At 71.7% G+C, this 17642-nt stretch carries 15 protein-coding genes; 5 read left to right on the forward strand and 10 right to left on the reverse strand.

From position 1 onward, the window contains the following. Positions 1-229: 229 nt before the first annotated feature. Positions 230-1462: a sensor histidine kinase gene (locus OG828_RS13965; protein ID WP_328438123.1), complete on the reverse strand. Its 1233-nt coding sequence runs from the start codon at positions 1460-1462 to the stop codon at positions 230-232. A gap of 4 nt (positions 1463-1466) precedes the next feature. Continuing rightward, complete coding sequence (locus tag OG828_RS13970) at positions 1467-2120, reverse strand: response regulator transcription factor (protein ID WP_007385219.1); 654 nt, start codon at positions 2118-2120, stop codon at positions 1467-1469. Positions 2121-2536: 416 nt separating this feature from the next. Here OG828_RS13970 and OG828_RS13975 point away from each other — a divergent pair, with 416 nt between their 5' ends. Further along, positions 2537-2710, forward strand: coding sequence for a hypothetical protein (locus OG828_RS13975; RefSeq protein ID WP_210576912.1), 174 nt, complete (start codon positions 2537-2539; stop codon positions 2708-2710). Between the two features lie 79 nt (positions 2711-2789). On the opposite strand, the gene OG828_RS13980 is transcribed toward OG828_RS13975, so the two are convergent. Together OG828_RS13980 and OG828_RS13985 are read right to left on the reverse strand one after the other, a co-directional pair. Continuing rightward, positions 2790-3605 (reverse strand): inositol monophosphatase family protein, encoded by an 816-nt coding sequence (locus OG828_RS13980; RefSeq protein WP_328501307.1) that lies wholly within the window; start codon positions 3603-3605, stop codon positions 2790-2792. Positions 3606-3613: 8 nt separating this feature from the next. Beyond that, entirely contained in the window at positions 3614-4741 is a 1128-nt protein-coding gene (locus tag OG828_RS13985) for a ferrochelatase (protein ID WP_328501308.1), read from the reverse strand. A 181-nt stretch (positions 4742-4922) separates the two neighbouring features. Between OG828_RS13985 and OG828_RS13990 the strand changes: the two genes are divergently transcribed. The 3 genes from OG828_RS13990 (at position 4923) to sepH (ending at position 8907) form a co-directional block, all read left to right on the forward strand. Then, positions 4923-6161: an MFS transporter gene (locus tag OG828_RS13990; RefSeq protein ID WP_328501309.1), complete on the forward strand. Its 1239-nt coding sequence runs from the start codon at positions 4923-4925 to the stop codon at positions 6159-6161. After that, positions 6121-7440: a D-arabinono-1,4-lactone oxidase gene (locus tag OG828_RS13995; RefSeq protein WP_328438126.1), complete on the forward strand. Its 1320-nt coding sequence runs from the start codon at positions 6121-6123 to the stop codon at positions 7438-7440. The genes OG828_RS13990 and OG828_RS13995 overlap by 41 nt, the downstream gene beginning before the upstream one ends. Positions 7441-7866: 426 nt before the next feature. Then, positions 7867-8907 (forward strand): septation protein SepH, encoded by a 1041-nt coding sequence (sepH, locus tag OG828_RS14000; RefSeq protein WP_328501310.1) that lies wholly within the window; start codon positions 7867-7869, stop codon positions 8905-8907. Positions 8908-8974: 67 nt separating this feature from the next. Here the strand turns inward: sepH and OG828_RS14005 are convergent, their stop codons facing one another. Next, on the reverse strand, positions 8975-9829 hold the full coding sequence (locus OG828_RS14005) for a sulfurtransferase (protein WP_328438127.1): 855 nt from the start codon (positions 9827-9829) through the stop codon (positions 8975-8977). A gap of 298 nt (positions 9830-10127) precedes the next feature. On the opposite strand from OG828_RS14005, the gene OG828_RS14010 reads away from it, so the two are divergent. Beyond that, positions 10128-10922, forward strand: coding sequence for a VOC family protein (locus OG828_RS14010; protein WP_328501311.1), 795 nt, complete (start codon positions 10128-10130; stop codon positions 10920-10922). A gap of 47 nt (positions 10923-10969) precedes the next feature. Here OG828_RS14010 and fabG read toward each other — a convergent pair whose 3' ends face one another. The 5 genes from fabG to OG828_RS14035 are packed head-to-tail and all read right to left on the reverse strand — an operon-like array spanning position 10970 to position 17639. Continuing rightward, entirely contained in the window at positions 10970-11656 is a 687-nt protein-coding gene (gene fabG / locus OG828_RS14015; RefSeq protein ID WP_328501312.1) for a 3-oxoacyl-ACP reductase FabG, read from the reverse strand. Then, the gene (locus tag OG828_RS14020; protein WP_328501313.1) at positions 11565-13298 is read right to left on the reverse strand and encodes an MFS transporter; all 1734 of its coding nucleotides are present in this window, start codon (positions 13296-13298) and stop codon (positions 11565-11567) included. Before OG828_RS14020 ends, fabG begins: the two co-directional genes overlap by 92 nt. Further along, entirely contained in the window at positions 13295-14710 is a 1416-nt protein-coding gene (locus OG828_RS14025; RefSeq protein WP_328501314.1) for a class-II fumarase/aspartase family protein, read from the reverse strand. The genes OG828_RS14020 and OG828_RS14025 overlap by 4 nt, the downstream gene beginning before the upstream one ends. A gap of 5 nt (positions 14711-14715) precedes the next feature. Next, positions 14716-16716, reverse strand: a complete 2001-nt coding sequence (locus tag OG828_RS14030; protein ID WP_328501315.1) for an FAD/NAD(P)-binding protein — start codon at positions 16714-16716, stop codon at positions 14716-14718. Next, entirely contained in the window at positions 16713-17639 is a 927-nt protein-coding gene (locus OG828_RS14035; protein ID WP_328501316.1) for an NAD-dependent epimerase/dehydratase family protein, read from the reverse strand. The genes OG828_RS14030 and OG828_RS14035 overlap by 4 nt, the downstream gene beginning before the upstream one ends. Between the last annotated feature and the right edge of the window lie 3 nt (positions 17640-17642).

Consider the following 17642-nt stretch of genomic DNA (forward strand, 5'->3'; position numbering starts at 1 on the left):
GGACCGTACACGGTCCCGATGCCGCACTTCAAAGGCGTCTCACCGTGTACTTCCCGTGATCAAGCTCCCCGAAAACCGGGATTTTCCCGGCTTTCCGACAGGGTGCATGATCACTGAGAGTAGATGGCCGGAAAGTTGCCTTTGTGATCGATCACACAGGGAGACGCCAGGAGCGGTCCATGAAAATTCCGCGCAAAGCGAACAACCCCGTGTGTGTCGCGGAATGGTCTCAGACGGGCAGGGTGACCCGCATCATGAGCCCTCCCCCCTCACGCGGTTGCGCCGTGATGTGCCCGCCGTGTGCCCGGGCCACGGACCGGGCGATGGACAGCCCGAGTCCGACGCCCTTGTCGCTGCCCGTGCGCTCGGTACGCAGCCGTCGGAACGGCTCGAAGAGATTGTCGATCTCGTACGCCGGGACCACCGGGCCGGTGTTCGTGACGACCAGGACCGCCTGACCGTGCTGGACCTCGGTGCTGACCTCGACCCAGCCGCCCTCCGGGACGTTGTACCGCACGGCGTTCTGCACGAGGTTCAGCGCGATGCGCTCCAGCAGGACGCCGTTGCCCTGGACCACCGCCGTTTTCTGCTCGCCCCGGATCCGCACGCCCTTGGCCTGCGCCTCGGCGTGCACCTGGTCGACGGCCTGCGAGGCGACCTCGGCGAGGTCCACCGGTTTGCGCTCGACGATCTGGTTGTCGCTCCGCGCGAGCAGCAGCAGGCCCTCCACGAGCTGCTCGCTGCGCTCGTTGGTGGCCAGCAGCGTCTTGCCCAGTTGCTGGAGCTCCACCGGTGCGCTCGGGTCGGACAGATGCACTTCGAGGAGCGTGCGGTTGATCGCGAGCGGGGTGCGCAGCTCGTGCGACGCGTTACCGACGAAGCGCTGCTGAGCGGTGAAGGCTCTCTGCAGCCGCTCCAGCATGTCGTCGAAGGTGTCCGCCAGTTCCTTGATCTCGTCGTCCGGGCCGTCCAGCTCGATCCGGCGGGACAGGTCCGAACCCGCCACCGCGCGTGCCGTGCGCAGAATCCGGCCCAGCGGCGCCAGGACGCGGCCCGCCATGGCGTAGCCGAAGGCGAAGGCGATCACGGCCAGACCGAGCAGGGCCAGGAGGGAGCGGCTGAGGAGGTTGTCGAGGGCGTGCTGACGCTGTTCGTTGACGCAGGCGTTCATCGCCTCGTTGAACACGTCCGGCGTGGCGCTCGACGGCAGGTCACAGACATTGCTGGTGACCTGACCCTTAGTGATCTTGAAGGGCAGGTCGCTGCCGACGTTCAGTGCCTGGGCGGCGAGCAGGTAGATGATCGACAGCAGCAGGATGCCCGCGATCAGGAACATGCCGCCGTACAGCAGCGTGAGCCGTATCCGGATGGTCGGGCGCAGCCAGGGGAACGGGGCCTCCGGCCTGCGGGGGTCCCAGGTGGGCTTCGGGGGCGCCTGGGGAGGCGCCGGTGTGGCGGCCACTGGATCAGATCCGGTAACCGGAGCCGGGGACGGTGACGATGACGGGCGGCTCGCCCAGCTTGCGGCGCAGGGTCATCACGGTCACGCGCACGACGTTGGTGAACGGGTCCGTGTTCTCGTCCCAGGCCTTCTCCAGCAGCTGTTCCGCGGAGACGACCGCGCCCTCGCTGCGCATCAGCACCTCCAGGACGGCGAACTCCTTCGGCGCGAGCTGGACTTCCTTGCCGTCGCGGAAGACCTCGCGGCGGTTCGGGTCGAGCTTGATGCCGGCGCGCTCCAGGACGGGCGGCAGCGGCACGCTGGTGCGCCGGCCCAGGGCACGCACGCGTGCCGTCAGCTCGCTGAACGCAAAGGGCTTGGGGAGGTAGTCGTCGGCGCCGATCTCCAGGCCCTCGACCCGGTCGCTGACGTCGCCCGACGCCGTGAGCATCAGCACGCGTGTGGGCATGCCGAGTTCGACGATCTTGCGGCAGACGTCGTCGCCGTGCACCAGCGGGAGGTCACGGTCGAGGACGACCACGTCGTAGTCGTTGACGCCGATGCGCTCCAGGGCGGCCGCACCGTCGTACACGACGTCGACGGCCATGGCCTCCCGGCGCAGTCCGGTGGCCACCGCATCGGCGAGCAGTTGCTCGTCCTCGACGACGAGTACGCGCACGTCGCTTGTCCTTCCTGTGTCCACCCGCGTAGCGCCTCCAGGGCGCACGCGGGCAGGGTCTACGTGGGAGTGTTGGTCTCCATCCTGCCCTTTTCGGCCATAAGTCGGCGGTAAGGCGGGGAACCGGGGCCCTGGGGGAGCCTGCGGCAGCCGGGAATACGAGATTTTCTCCTCGGGTTGAGGTTTCCGTGGGAGGGAGCGCGGGGAGGACCGATTACACCCCGCGATCACGCTCTGCATGTACCGCAGCACCATGTGGTACGCCGCAATCCGCTTTCCGCAGAGCGGGCGTGGGTGTCCGGCACCGTCGCCGCCCAGCCCGGGCTGCGCTGGGCATCCACAGGAGACGTGATCGCCCCTTCCGAACGGCACACCCCCGTGCCACCGACCCACGACCCAGGACGAGGGGGCGCAGCATGGACGCATTCACCGCAGGACTTCTGCAGCGCATAAGGGCGACCGAGTCCGACCTGACGCGGGCTCGTGACGAGGGCGACGACTTCCTCGTCGAGGTGGAGCAGGGCGAGCTCGACGACCTGCGCCGCCTGGCAGCCGAACACGGTGTGGAGGTCGGCGCCGCCAGCGTCTGATCCACCAGCACGCGCACGACGACAGTCCCCGGCGAATCCAGCGCCGGGGACTGTTGTGTGTGGGGGGCGTGGTTCTTGGTCAGTCGTGCCAGGCGCCGAAGTCCTCCAGGAGGCGCTGAAGGGGCTCGAAGACGCCCGGTGTGGCCGCGACCGTCAGGGCGTACGACGGGGGCTCTGCGGGCCGTCCGCCGGTCAGGGCGCCTGCTTCGCGGGCGATGAGGTCACCGGCGGCCAGGTCCCATGGGTGCAGGCCCCGCTCGTAGTAGCCGTCCAGGCGGCCCGCGGCCACGTCGCACAGGTCGACCGCGGCCGAGCCGCCGCGCCGGATGTCCCGCAGGAGCGGGATGAGTTTGTGTACGACGTCGGCCTGGTGGGCGCGGACTTCGGAGACGTAGTTGAAGCCGGTCGAGACCAGGGCCTGGTCGAGGGGCGGCGCCGGGCGGCAGGTCAGCTTCCGCTCACCGTCCCACGCGCCCGTGGCCCACGCTCCGCCGCCGCGTATCGCGTGGTACGTCTCACCGCGCATCGGCGCCGCGACGACACCGACGACTCGCTCGCCGTCCTGCTCGGCCGCGATGGAGACGGCCCAAGTGGGCAGTCCGTACAGGTAGTTGACGGTGCCGTCGAGCGGGTCGATCACCCAGCGGATGCCGCTCGAGCCCTCGACGGAGGCGCCCTCCTCGCCGAGGAAGCCGTCGTCGGGGCGGCGGTCGGCGATCAGTCCGGTGATCAGCTTCTCGGCCGCGATGTCCATCTCGGTCACGACGTCGATCGGGCTGGACTTGGTGGCGGCGACCGCGAGGTCGGCCGGGCGGCCGTCACGCAGCAGCTCGCCCGCCTGTCGGGCGGCCTCCTGGGCCAGGGCGAGCAGGTCCGAGTGCAGGGGGTCGGTCACGGCGCTCCTCACGCGTACGTGCTGTCGGCGCCCGCGGCGGCGGGACGGGGGGCACGGGCCGGGCAGCAGCCCGCCGGGCAGAGGTGGTGGCTCGGGCCCAGGGCGCCCAGGGCGCACGGTGTGACCTCCTGGCCGCGCTCGACGGCGGCCCGCTCCAGGACGAGGTCGCGGATCGCGGCGGCGAACCGCGGGTCGGCGCCGACGGTGGCGGAGCGGCGCAGCGGCAGCCCCAGCTCCTCGCCCTTCGCCTTGGCCTCCGTGTCGAGGTCGTACAGGACCTCCATGTGGTCGGAGACGAAACCGATGGGCGCCATGACGACCGCCGGGGCCCCGGCCGCGTGCCGCTCCTCGAGGTGGTCGCAGATGTCGGGCTCCAGCCACGGGATGTGCGGGGCTCCGGAGCGCGACTGGTACACCAGCTGCCAGGGGTGGTCGACGCCGGTGCGCTCGCGCACGGCGTCAGCGATCAACTCCGCTACGTCCAGGTGCTGCTCGACGTAGGCGCCGCCGTCGCCGTGGTCCTCGACCGGGCCGGAGGTGTCCGCGGCGGCCGTCGGGATCGAGTGGGTGGTGAAGGCGATGTGCGCGCCGTCCCGGACGTCCTCGGGGAGGTCGGCCAGTGACCGGAGCACGCCGTCGATCATGGGCTCCAGGAAGCCGGGGTGGTTGAAGTAGTGCCGCAGCTTGTCGATCTTCGGCAGCTCCAGGCCCTCTTCCTGAAGCTGGGCGAGCGAGTCCGCGAGGTTCTCGCGGTACTGGCGGCAGCCCGAGTACGAGGCGTAGGCGCTGGTGGCGAGGACCAGGATGCGGCGGCGGCCGTCGGCGACCATCTCGCGCAGGGCGTCCGTCAGGTACGGCGCCCAGTTGCGGTTGCCCCAGTAGACCGGCAGGTCCACGCCGTGGTCGGCGAAGTCCTTGCGGAGGGCGTCGAGAAGGGCGCGGTTCTGGTCGTTGATCGGGCTGACCCCGCCGAACAGGAAGTAGTGCTGCCCGACTTCCTTGAGGCGTTCCTTGGGGATGCCGCGCCCTCGCGTCACGTTCTCCAGGAACGGAACCACGTCGTCCGGGCCCTCCGGGCCGCCGAACGAGAGCAGGAGGAGGGCGTCGTAGGGGGTGGCATCGAGCGCGTCTGGCATGACTCGATCCTGCCACCCGCTCCTGACAGCCGGGAAACGGCGGGGTGAGCAGTGCGGTCCCGGTGGTGCATGTGGGTGACACGGCTCGTAACCTGTATCAGCCCCCTTTACGCCTTACCTCAGCCCGCGCCGGGCCCGTGCCCGGCCGCGGGACACCCGCACCCGCCGTACCGGAGACCTCGTGCCCAGCCCCTACCTCGCCCTGTTCGCCGCCCCCGGCTCCAAGGGCTTCGCCGCCGCCGGCTTCCTCGGGAGGATGCCGCTGTCGATGATGGGCATCGGCGTCGTCACGATGATCTCCCAGCTCACCGGCCGGTACGGGCTGGCGGGCGCCCTGTCGGCCACCATCGCGCTGGCGGCCGCGGTCGCGGGCCCGCAGGTGTCGCGGCTGGTGGACCGGTACGGGCAGCGGCGGGTGCTGCGCCCGGCGACGCTGGTGTCGCTCGTCGCGGCGGCACTGCTGCTGTTCGCCGCGCACTACGAGTGGCCGGACTGGGTGCTGTTCGTGGCCTGCGTCGGGATCGGCTGCGTGCCGAGCATCGGGGCGATGATCCGTGCCCGCTGGGCGGCCCTGTACCGGGGCACCCCGCAGTTGCACACCGCGTACTCCTTCGAGTCCGTGGTGGACGAGATCTGCTTCATCTTCGGGCCGATCATCTCCATCGGCCTGTCCACGGCGTGGTTCCCCGAGGCGGGACCGCTGCTCGCCGCCTGCTTCCTGGCGGCCGGGGTCTTCTGGCTCACCGCACAGCGCGCGACCGAGCCGAAGCCGCATCCGCGCGAGCACCGCGGCGGCGGCAGCGCGCTGCGCGCACCCGGTCTGCAGGTCCTGGTGGCCACCTTCGTGGCGACCGGAGCGATCTTCGGGGCCGTCGACGTGGTCACCGTGGCCTTCGCCGAGGAGCAGGGGCACAAGGGCGCGGCCAGCCTCGTGCTGGCGATCTACGCCGCGGGCTCCTGCGTAGCAGGAGCCGTGTTCGGGCTGCTGCGGTTCCACGGGTCGCCCGAACGTCGCTGGCTGCTGGGCGTGTTCATGATGGCCGTGAGTATGATCCCCCTCCTACTGGTCGGAAACTTGCCGTTTCTGGCCGTGGCGCTGTTCGTTGCGGGTCTGTCCATCGCTCCCACGATGATCACGACGATGTCCCTCATCGAAGAGCACGTACCACGCGCGCAGCTCACCGAAGGCATGACCTGGGTGAGCACAGGGCTCGCGGTCGGGGTCGCACTCGGCTCCTCCGTGGCCGGCTGGGTGATCGACGCGGCCGGAGCGCGTGCCGGGTACGGGGTTCCGGCAGTGTCCGGAGCCGTCGCGGTCGCGGTCGGTTTCCTCGGGTATCGCCGGCTCAGCAGGCCGGCTCCGCGTCGGGGAGGCACCGTTGAGCACCACAGTGAGCGGCAGGAACGGCACGTGGCGTAACTGGGGCGGCACGGTCGCCGCCCGGCCGGCGCGGCAGGTCGAACCCGCCTCCGTGGACGAACTGGCCGCGGCCGTACGGAAGGCGGCGGAGGACGGGCTGACGGTGAAGGCCGTCGGTTCCGGGCATTCGTTCACGTCCGTCGCCGCCACCGACGGTGTGTTGATCCGTCCTCAACTGTTGACCGGCATCCGCAATATTGACCGCGAAGCCGGGACGGTCACGGTGGAGGCCGGCACCCCGCTCAAGAGACTCAACATGGCTCTCGCCCGTGAGGGCCTGTCGCTCACGAACATGGGCGACATCATGGAGCAGACGGTCTCCGGGGCCACCAGCACCGGCACCCACGGCACCGGCCGCGACTCGGCCTCGATAGCCGCCCAGATCAAGGAGCTTGAGCTGGTTACGGCCGACGGCTCGCTGCTGACGTGCTCGGAGAAGGAGAATCCGGAGATCTTCGCGGCCGCGCGCACAGGTCTCGGCGCCCTCGGCATCATCACCGCGATCACCTTCGCCGTGGAGCCGATCTTCCTGCTCACGGCCCGTGAGGAGCCGATGAGTCTGGACCAGGTCACCAGCCGGTTCGACGAACTCTGGGCGGAGAACGAGCACTTCGAGTTCTACTGGTTCCCGCACACCGGCAACACCAACACCAAGCGCAACAACCGCAGCGCGGGCCCGGAACAGCCGGTGGGGCAGCTCGCGGGCTGGTTCGAGGACGAGTTCCTCTCCAACGGCGTCTTCCAGGTGGCCCAGTGGGCCGGCCGCGCGGTACCGGCCACCGTCCCGGCGATCGCCCAGATCTCCAGCAAGGCGCTGTCCGCGCGGACTTACACCGATATTCCCTACAAAGTCTTCACTTCGCCGCGCCGGGTGCGCTTCGTGGAGATGGAGTACGCCGTTCCGCGCGAGGCCGTCGTCGAGACGCTGCGCGAACTCAAGAGGACGGTCGACCGATCCGGCCTGAGGATCAGTTTCCCCGTCGAGGTGCGCACGGCCCCCGCGGACGACATCACGCTCTCCACGGCGTCCGGCCGCGACACCGCCTACATCGCCGTCCACATGTTCAAGGGGACGCCCTATCAGGCGTATTTCACCGCCGCCGAACGGATCTTCACCGCGCACGAGGGCCGGCCGCACTGGGGCAAGGTGCACACCCGGGACGCCGAGTACTTCGCCGGGGTCTACCCCCGGTTCGGTGAGTTCACGGCGTTGCGGGATCGGCTCGATCCCGAACGGCGGTTCCAGAACGACTACTTGCGGCGGGTGCTGGGGTCGTAGCCGACTCGGGACGCAGGCGCACAGCGATTGGTTCCGTTTCTGCCGATTGCGTGAAGTGCGCCACGTTCAAGATCCCGAAAACCCGCGCTCGGGCGGCCAAGTCCGACCCCTTGCCAGAAGTTGGGCGGCGAGCCAATCCACGCACGTGGTCCAAATGGAGTACTGTTGCGAGCCCTGGGTCCGGTCTCCCGCCAGGGCGTCCGTGGCCTTCAAGGACCGCCGTGAGGGGGCTAGTTGCACAGGGTGACGGAGTTTGTCACTTAGCGTTGCGAATAGGTAACCGTGCCATAACGGCGTTCCAGGGCCCCGGCCCGACACGCCGGGCAACTCGGCAAGGTTGTGGCAGGCTGCACCCGGGCAGGCCACACTCGACTAGCGGAAGCAGCGACGCACGTGACGTCGGCAGGCACCACCCGGGAGGTCCCCATGCCCGAACTGCGTGTCGTGGCCGTCTCCAATGACGGCACACGGCTGGTGCTCAAGGCTGCCGACTCGACGGAGTACACCCTTCCGATTGATGAACGGCTGCGCGCCGCCGTGCGCGGCGACCGGCCGCGCCTCGGCCAGATCGAGATCGAGGTGGAGAGCCATCTCCGCCCGCGTGACATCCAGGCGCGTATACGTGCGGGTGCGACCGCGGAAGAGGTCGCACAGATGGCCGGAATTCCGGTCGACCGCGTACGCCGCTTCGAGGGTCCGGTGCTGGCCGAGCGCGCCTTCATGGCCGAGCGGGCCCGCAAGACACCCGTCCGCAGACCCGGCGAGAACGCCGCCGGACCTCAGCTCGGCGAGACCGTCCAGGAGCGGCTGCTGCTGCGCGGCGCCGAGAAGGACAGCGTCCAGTGGGACTCGTGGCGCCGTGACGACGGCACCTGGGAAGTCCTGCTGGTGTACGTCGTCGCGGGCGAACCGCACTCGGCGAGCTGGACGTACGACCCGCCCCGGCGGCTCGTACAGGCCGTCGACGAGGAGGCGCGCTCGCTGATCGGCGAGTCCGAGGACCTCGCCTCGGCGGAGCCCAGCTTCCCGTTCGTGCCGCGCATCGCCCGGCTGCCGCGCGATCGCCCGATGGACCGCCCGGACCGTCCGGTGCTGCCGTCGCCCTCCCCCGAACCCGAGGTGGAGAGCACCGGCGAACGCGACTCGCTGACCAGCCTCCTGGAGGCGGTGCCGAGCTTCCGCGGCGACATGGTCGTCCCGGAACGCCCGGCGCCGGATCCGGTGGAGGAACCTCCCTCCGCCCCCGAACCCGCCGAGGAGGAACCCCCCGCGCCCGCCGCCTCGGCCGGGGCCGGTTCCGCCTACGCCGACGTCCTCATGCCCCGGTCCGTCGGCAGTCACCGCGACCGCCTGATCGGCTCCACCGACCGCCAGGCCGAAGCCGACGGGGTCCGCCCCGGCCGCCGGGCAGCGGTGCCGAGCTGGGACGAGATCGTGTTCGGGACACGGCGGAAGAAGCAGGAGTAGTAGGTCGTACGACAGTGGGGCCCGCGCCTGACCAAGGCGCGGGCCCCACTGTCGTACGGCTGCACGGCTATTGAGGATCCGGCCCGACGGCGACCGGCCGGGACGGATCCGCGGACCACTCCGACCAGGACCCGACGTACAGCGCCGCCGGAATTCCCGCTACCGCCAGGGCGAGCACCTCGTGGGCGGCGGAGACTCCCGAACCGCAGTACACGCCGACCTCCGGGCCGTCCTCGGACACGCCCAGGGTCTTGAACCGGGCCCGAAGCTCGTCCGCGGCGAGGAAGCGGCCGTCCGGCGCCACGTTCTCGTTCGTTGGCGCGGACACGGCGCCCGGAATGTGACCGCCTACCGGATCGATCGGCTCCACTTCTCCCCGGTACCGCTCCCCCGCCCGCGCGTCGAGCAGCACGCCGCTCCGGGCCAACGCCGCGGCCCCCTCGGCATCCAGCATGTCCACCGCCCCCGGCACCGGCTGGAAGTCGCCCTCGGCCGGCACGGGCACGGTCGTCTCCAGCGGGCCCTGCCAAGCGGGCAGCCCGCCGTCGAGGACCCGCACCTCCGGATGCCCCGTCCAGCGCAGCAGCCACCACGCGCGTGCCGCGGCCCAGCCCTGGCCGCCGTCGTACACGACCACAGGGGCCGCTGACGAGACACCGGCCCGGCGCATGGCCGTACCGAATTCGGCCATGCCGGGCAGCGGATGCCGGCCGCGCTCGCCCGGTGCCGACGCGAGTTCACGGTCCAGATCGACGTAGACCGCGCCGGGGAGATGCCCGGCCTCGTACTCGGCCCGCCCGTCGAAGGGCGGTTCACCGGCCGCCTTGGCCACGCTCAGCTGCCAGCGGACATCGAGCAGGACGGGCGGGGTCGGTCCCGCCAGCTCGCTCGCGAGTTCGGTTGCGGAGATGATGGCGTTCATGGCCACCATCCTTGCGTATGGGGTGGCCGCATCGTCCATGTCCGACTACTCTGCTCGGCCGGACAGCCCCGATCACGAGGCGTACGGGATCGGGCACATGCTGTACAGCGGATCGACATCCGTCGGCAATCGCACCGAAATGGTCAAGGAACCGCACACCGGGCATTCTCCGGGCATGGGCCCGCAAAGACGGCGGCGCGCCCGGAGCGCGCGGTCCCATGGGGGTGCGAGCATCGGCACGGGGGTCCGCAGAGCGGTGGCGACACGGCTGCCGCAAGGGGTCGAGGAGAGAGTGACGATGACCGAGGCACGGGGGTCGGCCGGCCCGAACGGCGAAACGCACGCGCCCGGCACGCCCTGCTGGGTGAGTCTGATGGTGCACGGGCTGGCCACGACCCAGGAGTTCTACGGGGCTCTGTTCGGCTGGGAGTTCCGGCCCGGCCCCCAACAGCTCGGCCCCTATGTGCGGGCGCTGCTCGACGGCTCCGACGTGGCCGGCATCGGCCAGCTTCCGCCGGACCGGCACCTCCCCATCGCCTGGACGCCCTACCTGGCCTCGGACGACGTCGATCTGACCGCCGAGACGGTACGGCTGTGCGGCGGCACCGTCGGGGTGGGCCCGCTGGACGCGGAGGATGCCGGGCGGCTGGTGATCGGTTCGGATCCCTCGGGCGCGGTCTTCGGCGTGTGGCAGGCGGCGGCGCATCGCGGCACGGCCATCGCCGGGGTGCCCGGCACTCCGGCCTGGCACGAGTTGCTGACCTTCGAGACGGCGAGCGTCGCCAAGTTCTACGAGACCGTGTTCGAGTACGACGAGGAGCCGGTGATCTCCGCCGACTTCGACTACGTGACCCTGCTCATCGACGGCCGCCCGGTCGCCGGTATCCACGGCGTCGGCAACTCCCTCCCCCGCGACCGGGGTCCGCACTGGGTGACGTACTTCGAAGTCGCCGACGCCGACGAGAGCCTCGCCCAGGTCGCCGACCTCGGCGGGCATGTCCTGGGGCCGGCCCACGACACCGAACACGGCCGCGTGGCCACGGTCGCGGACCCCGAGGGCGCCAGGTTCTGCCTGGTCCAGAGCCCGGCCTGAGCTCAGACCGGTGAGCCCGAGCCGCGAGGACAGCTTGCCCTCCCGTCTCAATGGCCGAGCCCGGCGCCTCCGTCGACCGGGATCACGGCGCCGCGCACATATCCGGCACCGGCCAGGAACGCCACCGCGTCGGCGACCTCTTCGGGCCGGGCGAGGCGTCCGGCCGGGGTCCGGCTCAGCAGGTCGCGGCGCTGCGCCTCGGTGAGCGCTCGGCTCATGTCCGTCTCGGTCAGACCGGGCGCCACCACATTGCAGGTGATGTCCCTGGGGCCGAGTTCATGGGTCAGCGACCGGGCGAAACCGACCAGCCCCGCCTTCGCCGCCGCGTAGTTGGACTGTCCGGCGGCTCCGTGCAGCGCCGCCGTGGAGGAGATCAGCACGATACGGCCGTGGCCTTCGCGGAGCATCCCGCGTATCGCGCGCCGGGCGACCCGGAAGGCACCTGTGAGGTTGGTGTCGACGACGGAGGTGAAGTCCTCCTCGGTCATCTGCGCCAGCAGACGGTCGTGGGTGACGCCCGCGTTCGCGACCAGGACGGTGACGGGCCCGTGGGCGGCCTCGGCCTCCTTGAAGGCCTGGTCCACCTGCTGACTGTCCGTCACATCGCAGCGTACGGCGAGGAGTCCCTCGGAGACCGGGGGTTCAGCGCCCCGGTAGGTCACCGTGACCCGGTCCCCCGCCCTCGCGAAGCGGAGTGCCGTGGCCAGTCCGATCCCCCTGTTGCCCCCGGTCACGAGAACCGACCGAGCCGGTGCCTGTTCCATTGTCTCCTCCATGCCTCTTCCGCTGTTCCTGTGCTTTCTCCGCTTCCGATGTCCCGGTTCCGCTGTTCTCGCTGCTGGAGTCCCGCGCGCGCAGCCCGACGACGGACACGGCGAACCCGACGAGGGCCAGTACGGCGGTCCAGAACGTGGCCGCGTACATCGCGTCGAGGAAGGCACGGTCGGCCGTGGCCGCCAGTTCCGGCAGACGCAGCGAGCCGGCCAGCGAGCGTGCCGCCTCGGCCGAGGTCCGGGCCTGCTCTTCGGCGCCCGCCGTCAACCCCTGTGCGTCACCGGGCAGTTCGGCGTCCGCCATCCGCGCCCGGTACACCCCGGAGAGGACCGAGCCTGCCATCGCCACCCCGAGCGTCCCGCCCACCTGCCGTGTGACGCTGTTGACGGCCGATCCGGCGCCCGCGAGATGCGGCGGCACCCCGCTCATCATCACGGCCGTGACCGGCGTACCGACCAGACCCATCCCGAACCCCTGCACCCACAGCAGCGCGGCGACGGTCAGGATGGAGGTCCGTCCGTCGAACCACAGATAACCGACGTACGTGGCGGCCGTGGCCAGGACTCCGGCCGCGACCGTCCACCGGGCCGACAGCAGCCGGCTCATCGCCGGGGAGGCCTGGCTGCCCAGGACGATGCCGACCGCGGCGGCGATCATCACGGTTCCGGCGTCGGCGGGGGAGAGTCCGCGGGGCCCCTGGAGATAGAAGGCCGCGTAGAACAGATGCCCGGCCAGCGCCATGAACGCGATCAGCAGCACCACACTCCCGGCAGTGAACCCGGGCTGCCGGAACAGTCGCAGGTCCAGGCTGGGGGCTGGGGACCTGCGCTGACCGGCCACGAAGGCGGTGAGCAGTGCGCCGCCCAGGAGGAGGGGGAGGAAGACGTGCGGGCCGTACCAGGTCCGTCCGTTGCCGAGTTCGATGATCCCGTAGACCACGCCGCCGAGGCCGAGCACCGACAGGCCCATCCCCGGCAGATCGAGCACCCGGCGCCGGGGACCCTTCAGTTCGGGTACGACGGCCACCACCCCGGCCAGACACAGGGCCACGATCGGCACGTTGACCAGGAACACCGAACCCCACCAGAAATGGCTGAGCAGCGCCCCGCCCACGACCGGGCCGACGGCCACGCCCAGACCGCTGGACGAGCTCCAGATCGCTATCGCCCGGGTGCGTTTCTCCTCCGGAGTGCTCTGCACGATGACCGACAGAGTCGCGGGCATCAGCAGCGCACTGCCCGCGCCCATGAAGGCCCGCGCCACGATCAGCCAGGCCGGGCTCGAGGCGAACGCCCCGGCGCCGGAGGCCGCGCCGAACAGTGCCAGACCGGCGATGAGGGTGGTGCGGGGGCCGAACCGGTCGGCCAGCGCGCCGCCCGCGAAGAGGGTGCCGGCGAAGACCAGGGTGTAGGCGCTCGCCACCCACTCCAGTTCGGCGGGGGTCGCGCCCAGGCCCTCGTCCGGGTCGGCGAGGGTGGTGACGGCGACGTTGAGGACCGAGGTGTCCAGCCAGATCAGCATCTGGGCGCAGACCACGACCACCAGGACGGGCCACGCCCGGGACGGCGCGGCCTTCTCTTCCGTCGGGCTCACGGTGCTCATCGGATGCCTCCGTCGTCCGTGGTGTCGCCGAGGTGCCCGTAGCCGCGCAGCGCCCGGTCGACCAGCGCGTCGGCGGCGCCCGTGTAGCGGGCTGGGTCGAGCAGTTCGGACAGCTGGTCGGTGGTGAGCCGGGCCGACACCTCGGGATGGCCGGACAGCACCTCGCCGATCGTGCGCCCGGTGTCGGCGGCCTCGGCCGAGGCGGCGGTCAGCAGCTTCTTCGCCCGTACCTTGCCGAGCACCGGGGCGAGCGCCACCGTCAGCCGTTCGGTGACGATGGCGCCGCCGGTCAGTTCGAGATTGGCGAGCATCCGTTCGGGGTGGACGATCAGCCCCTCCGCGAGTTCGACGGCCGTGTGTGTGGCCCCGCCCGCCAGCCGCAGAGCCTCCCGCAGCGGCTGCCACTCCGCGTGCCACGCCCCGGCGGGCCGCTCGTCCTCGGCGAGCATGCACTGCGCCAGTACGAGGGCATGGGCGGGCACTTGACGGGCCGCCGCCACGATCAGCGTGGCGAGCGCGGGGTTCCGCTTCTGCGGCATCGCCGAAGAGGCCCCGCGTCCCGCGGCCGCGGGCTCGGACACCTCGCCGATCTCGGTACGGGACAGCGTCTGCACATCGAGCGCGAACTTCCCGAGCGCTCCGGTGACCAGCTGAAGCACCGCGCCCAGTTCGGCGATCGGAGTGCGCACGGTGTGCCACGGCAGCACCGGCTCGGCCAGCCCCAGTGCCTCGGCGAAGGGGGCGAGCAGTTCCACGCCGCCCTCACCCGCCCCGCCGTCCAGTGCCGCGTACTCGCGGTACGCGGCCAGGGTGCCTGCCGCGCCGCCGAGTTGGGCCGGTAGCGCGGATGCGACCGTACGGACCCGGGCCAGGGCGTCGGCGACGAGTTGGAGCCAGCCCGCTGCCTTGAGGCCGAAGGTGGTGGGCACCGCGTGCTGGGCCAGGGTGCGCCCGGCCAGGACGGTGTGGCGGTGGGTGTCGGCCAGCGCGGCCAGGGCGGCGCCGGTGCGTTCCAGGTCGGTGGCGATCAGGCCGAGCACTCTGCGGGCGACCAGCATGGCCGCCGAGTCGAGGATGTCCTGGCTGGTCGACCCGCGGTGCACGTACTCGGCGGCTGCCACGTCCCTGGCGGCGACCACCTCGGTGAAGGCGCTCACCAGCGCGACGACCGGGTTGGCCGCGGCCCGGGCCGCATGGGCCAGGGCGACCAGGTCGAGGCGGTCCGCGTGGGCCACCGAGGCGATCGCCTCCACCGCGGCGGCGGGCGTCAGCCCGACGGCGTGCTGGGCCCGGGCCAGCGCCACTTCGGCGTCCAGCATCGCCTGCAGCCATGCCTCGTCGGTCACCTCGGCCGCGACGGGCGTGCCCGCCCAGGTCGGGGCGAGCAGGCCCGCGTCGGTGCCCACAGACATCCCGTTCACGCTCTTCGGCCCCCTGCGTCTGGTGTCTGACGTACAGTCAAAGTGCTGGCGGACAACGCCACTTCGTTCCCCGCCAGCTGCAGAGCCGCCCGCGCGATCGCGTCCGAGTCCTCCAGCGTCACCGAGCCGACGCCCGGCCTGATGCCGACCGCCGTCACCCAGCGCACGCCCTCCGTCGGCACCCCGAAGGCGAACCGGCGCGGATGCGCCCGGCCCGCCGCGTCCACGAGCCGGGGCGGGCTTCCTGTCACCGCGAGTCCACCCGTCTCCCAGCCGGTCAGCCGGTACGGGCCGCACTGGCCGGCCGTCAGCAGCCCCCGCAGCAGCGGATTCGTGCTCCGCCGCAGATCGACAACGGGCAACCGCGCCTCGACCAGTGCACTCACCAGCACCTCAGGCGCGGACACCAGCTCCGCGTCCACGAGGAAACCGCCTTCGCGTGCCGAGGGCCGCACCCGCATCCGCGGACCGACCATGTGCAGTACCTCGGCCTCGATCAGCGCGATCAGCTGCTCGATCCGGAAGGCCGGCGGACCGATCGAGGTGAACGCGTTCAACGGCGTGTACCAGCCGTCCAGTTCGGCACGGTACGACTCACCGGAGACACCGCCGTGGTCGACCACCAGCCGGATCTCGTTGCGCAGATCCCGCAGGGCGTCCAGCGCGGCCTTCAGCGGCCCGCTCACATTGCCCAGCCGGGCCTCGGCGACATCCCGCCGCAGGTGGTCCAGCAGCCAGTGCCGGAAGTCGTCCCGGCCGGCGAAGGTCCGCTCGCCGTACGGACGCTCGATCCGCTGCCAGTCCCACCGCTCACCGGGCGGCACCGCGTACCGGTCGAGCAGGGCCGCTTCCCCGGCCCCGGCAAGACAGGCCCCGGCAAGACAGGATCGTACGAACTCGTCGGCGGCCCCGGGCCCGTGGGCGGCCAGGATCCACGCCTCGTGGTAGACGGTGCGGACCTCCCGGTCGATCAGCGGCCAGATGTCACTGCGAAAGGTGGCGAGCCGCCCGCCGTCCGCCCGCCGAAGCCCGGCGATGACTTCCGGGGTCAGGAACCGGGGGTGGTGGCGGCCGAGTGCGCCCTTCTCGTTCTCACCCCGGGCGTGGTACGGCACACCGCGCCGCGAACCGGCGTACAGGACCGGCTCGTTGCCGCTCGGGAGGTACACGAGTCCGGACTGGCTCTCCTTGAATGTGCCGCCGCGGCCCTCGGTGAGCAGCGCCACTTGGTCGAAGAAGTTCAGCCCAAGCCCGCGCAGCGCAACCGGCGTGCCCGGCGGGATGCCGCTCAGATCGGTGTCGGCCGGGTTGGCGGGACCGACATAGGCCAGGCCGTGCCGGTCGGCGAAGGAGCGCAGCTCCCGTTCCTCCTGGCTCGGGGTCAGCTCCCCGTGGCCGAGCGCCAGGACCACCGCGTCCATCCCGGACAGCAGGCCGCCGTCCTCCAGTGTCACCGTCTGCCGCCCGTCCGGGGCGTCGTCCAGCGCGACCGCGGTCGCCCGGTGCGTGTGGACCGTCACTCGGGGAGCGGCGGTGCGTAAAAGGTGCCGGAACACCCACTTCAGGTAGTGGCCGTGGAATGCCCGGGTCGGGTAGGTGTCCGGGCCTAGCCGCCGCGCCTCGTCCAGGACCCGGTCCGGGCAGCCCTCGGCGAACGCTCCCTGGCTGACCATGCGAGCCCACTCGTACAGGCTAGGCCCCGGCACCGACGGCCCCACGCAGTCCACGCTGTCGTCGGTGAACAGGGTCACCTGGGAGGCGACCGTGTTCATCAGCAGTTCGCCCGGCTGGTCGGTACGCCACACCGCGCCCGCGCCGGGCGGGTACGGGTCGACGAGGTGGACCACGACCGGACGGGTGGTTCCGGCGGTGCCGTCGGCGTTGGCGCAGATCCGCTCCAGGACCGAGAGCCCGCGTGGACCGGCACCGATCACACAGATGACGAGGGCGTCACCGGGCCCGCTCTGTGCCGGCCCGGTCAGTCCTGGCTCGGTCATTCCCTGCCCAGCCCGTCGCGCCAGCTCGGCCGCAGCGGCTTCCAGCCCAGCGCCGCACGGGCCCGGTCGTTCGCCGCCCCGCGCGCCGCGGTGAGCTGGTGGGCCATGAACCAGCCGAGCAGCCGGGGCGCCATCGCCGCCGGAACCGTGCGCGGGGGCGGCCCGCCCAGCGTGCGGGCGTAGTGCGGCAGCCACTGCACGGCCGGGGCCGGGTCGTCGTCCGTCACGTGGAAGACCCCGGTGGCATCCGACTCCACGGCCGCCACCGCGGCCCCCACGGCGTCCTCCACATGCAGGAACGACATGATCCCGGAGCCGCCCTCGGGCAGCGGAAGTTTCCCGGCCAGCACCCGCTGCCCGGTCCCGCCGTCACGGGCGTACGCGGTCCCGGCGCCGTACAGCGTGCCGTACCGCAACACCGCGCCCGCGAGGTCCGGGCCGCCGCCCAGGACCAGCCGCTCCAGCTCGGCGACGGCCCGTACGGTGGCGGCCCAGCCCGGGTCGGGGGCGTCCACGTACAGCGGTGCGTCCTCGTCGAGGACCGGATCCCCGGCCGGGGCGGCGGCGAAGGCGATGGACTGCGCGACCAGCCGCCGCGCACCGGCCGCCCGGGCCGCCGCGACCAGGTTGGCGGTGCCCTCGGTACGCAACCGCGCGGTCAGCGCGAAGGCCCCCGCGGAGTCGTCGCGCAGCAGCCGCAACGCCGACATCTGGTGGACGACCACCTCCGGCCTGGCGGCCGACACCGCCGCCAGCAGGGCCTGACGGTCGAGGGCGTCGGCGAACACGACCGCGTCCGCCTCCGGGGCCCCGGCCCGGGACTCCTCACGTACCAGCGCGCTCACCTGGTGTCCTCGCGCCCGGAGCGCGCCCACCAGCGGATGTCCGACCACTCCGGTGGCCCCGGCGACCAGCACTCGCACGGC

It is taken from the genome of Streptomyces sp. NBC_00457, assembly GCF_036014015.1.
Classification (GTDB): Bacteria; Actinomycetota; Actinomycetes; order Streptomycetales; family Streptomycetaceae; genus Streptomyces.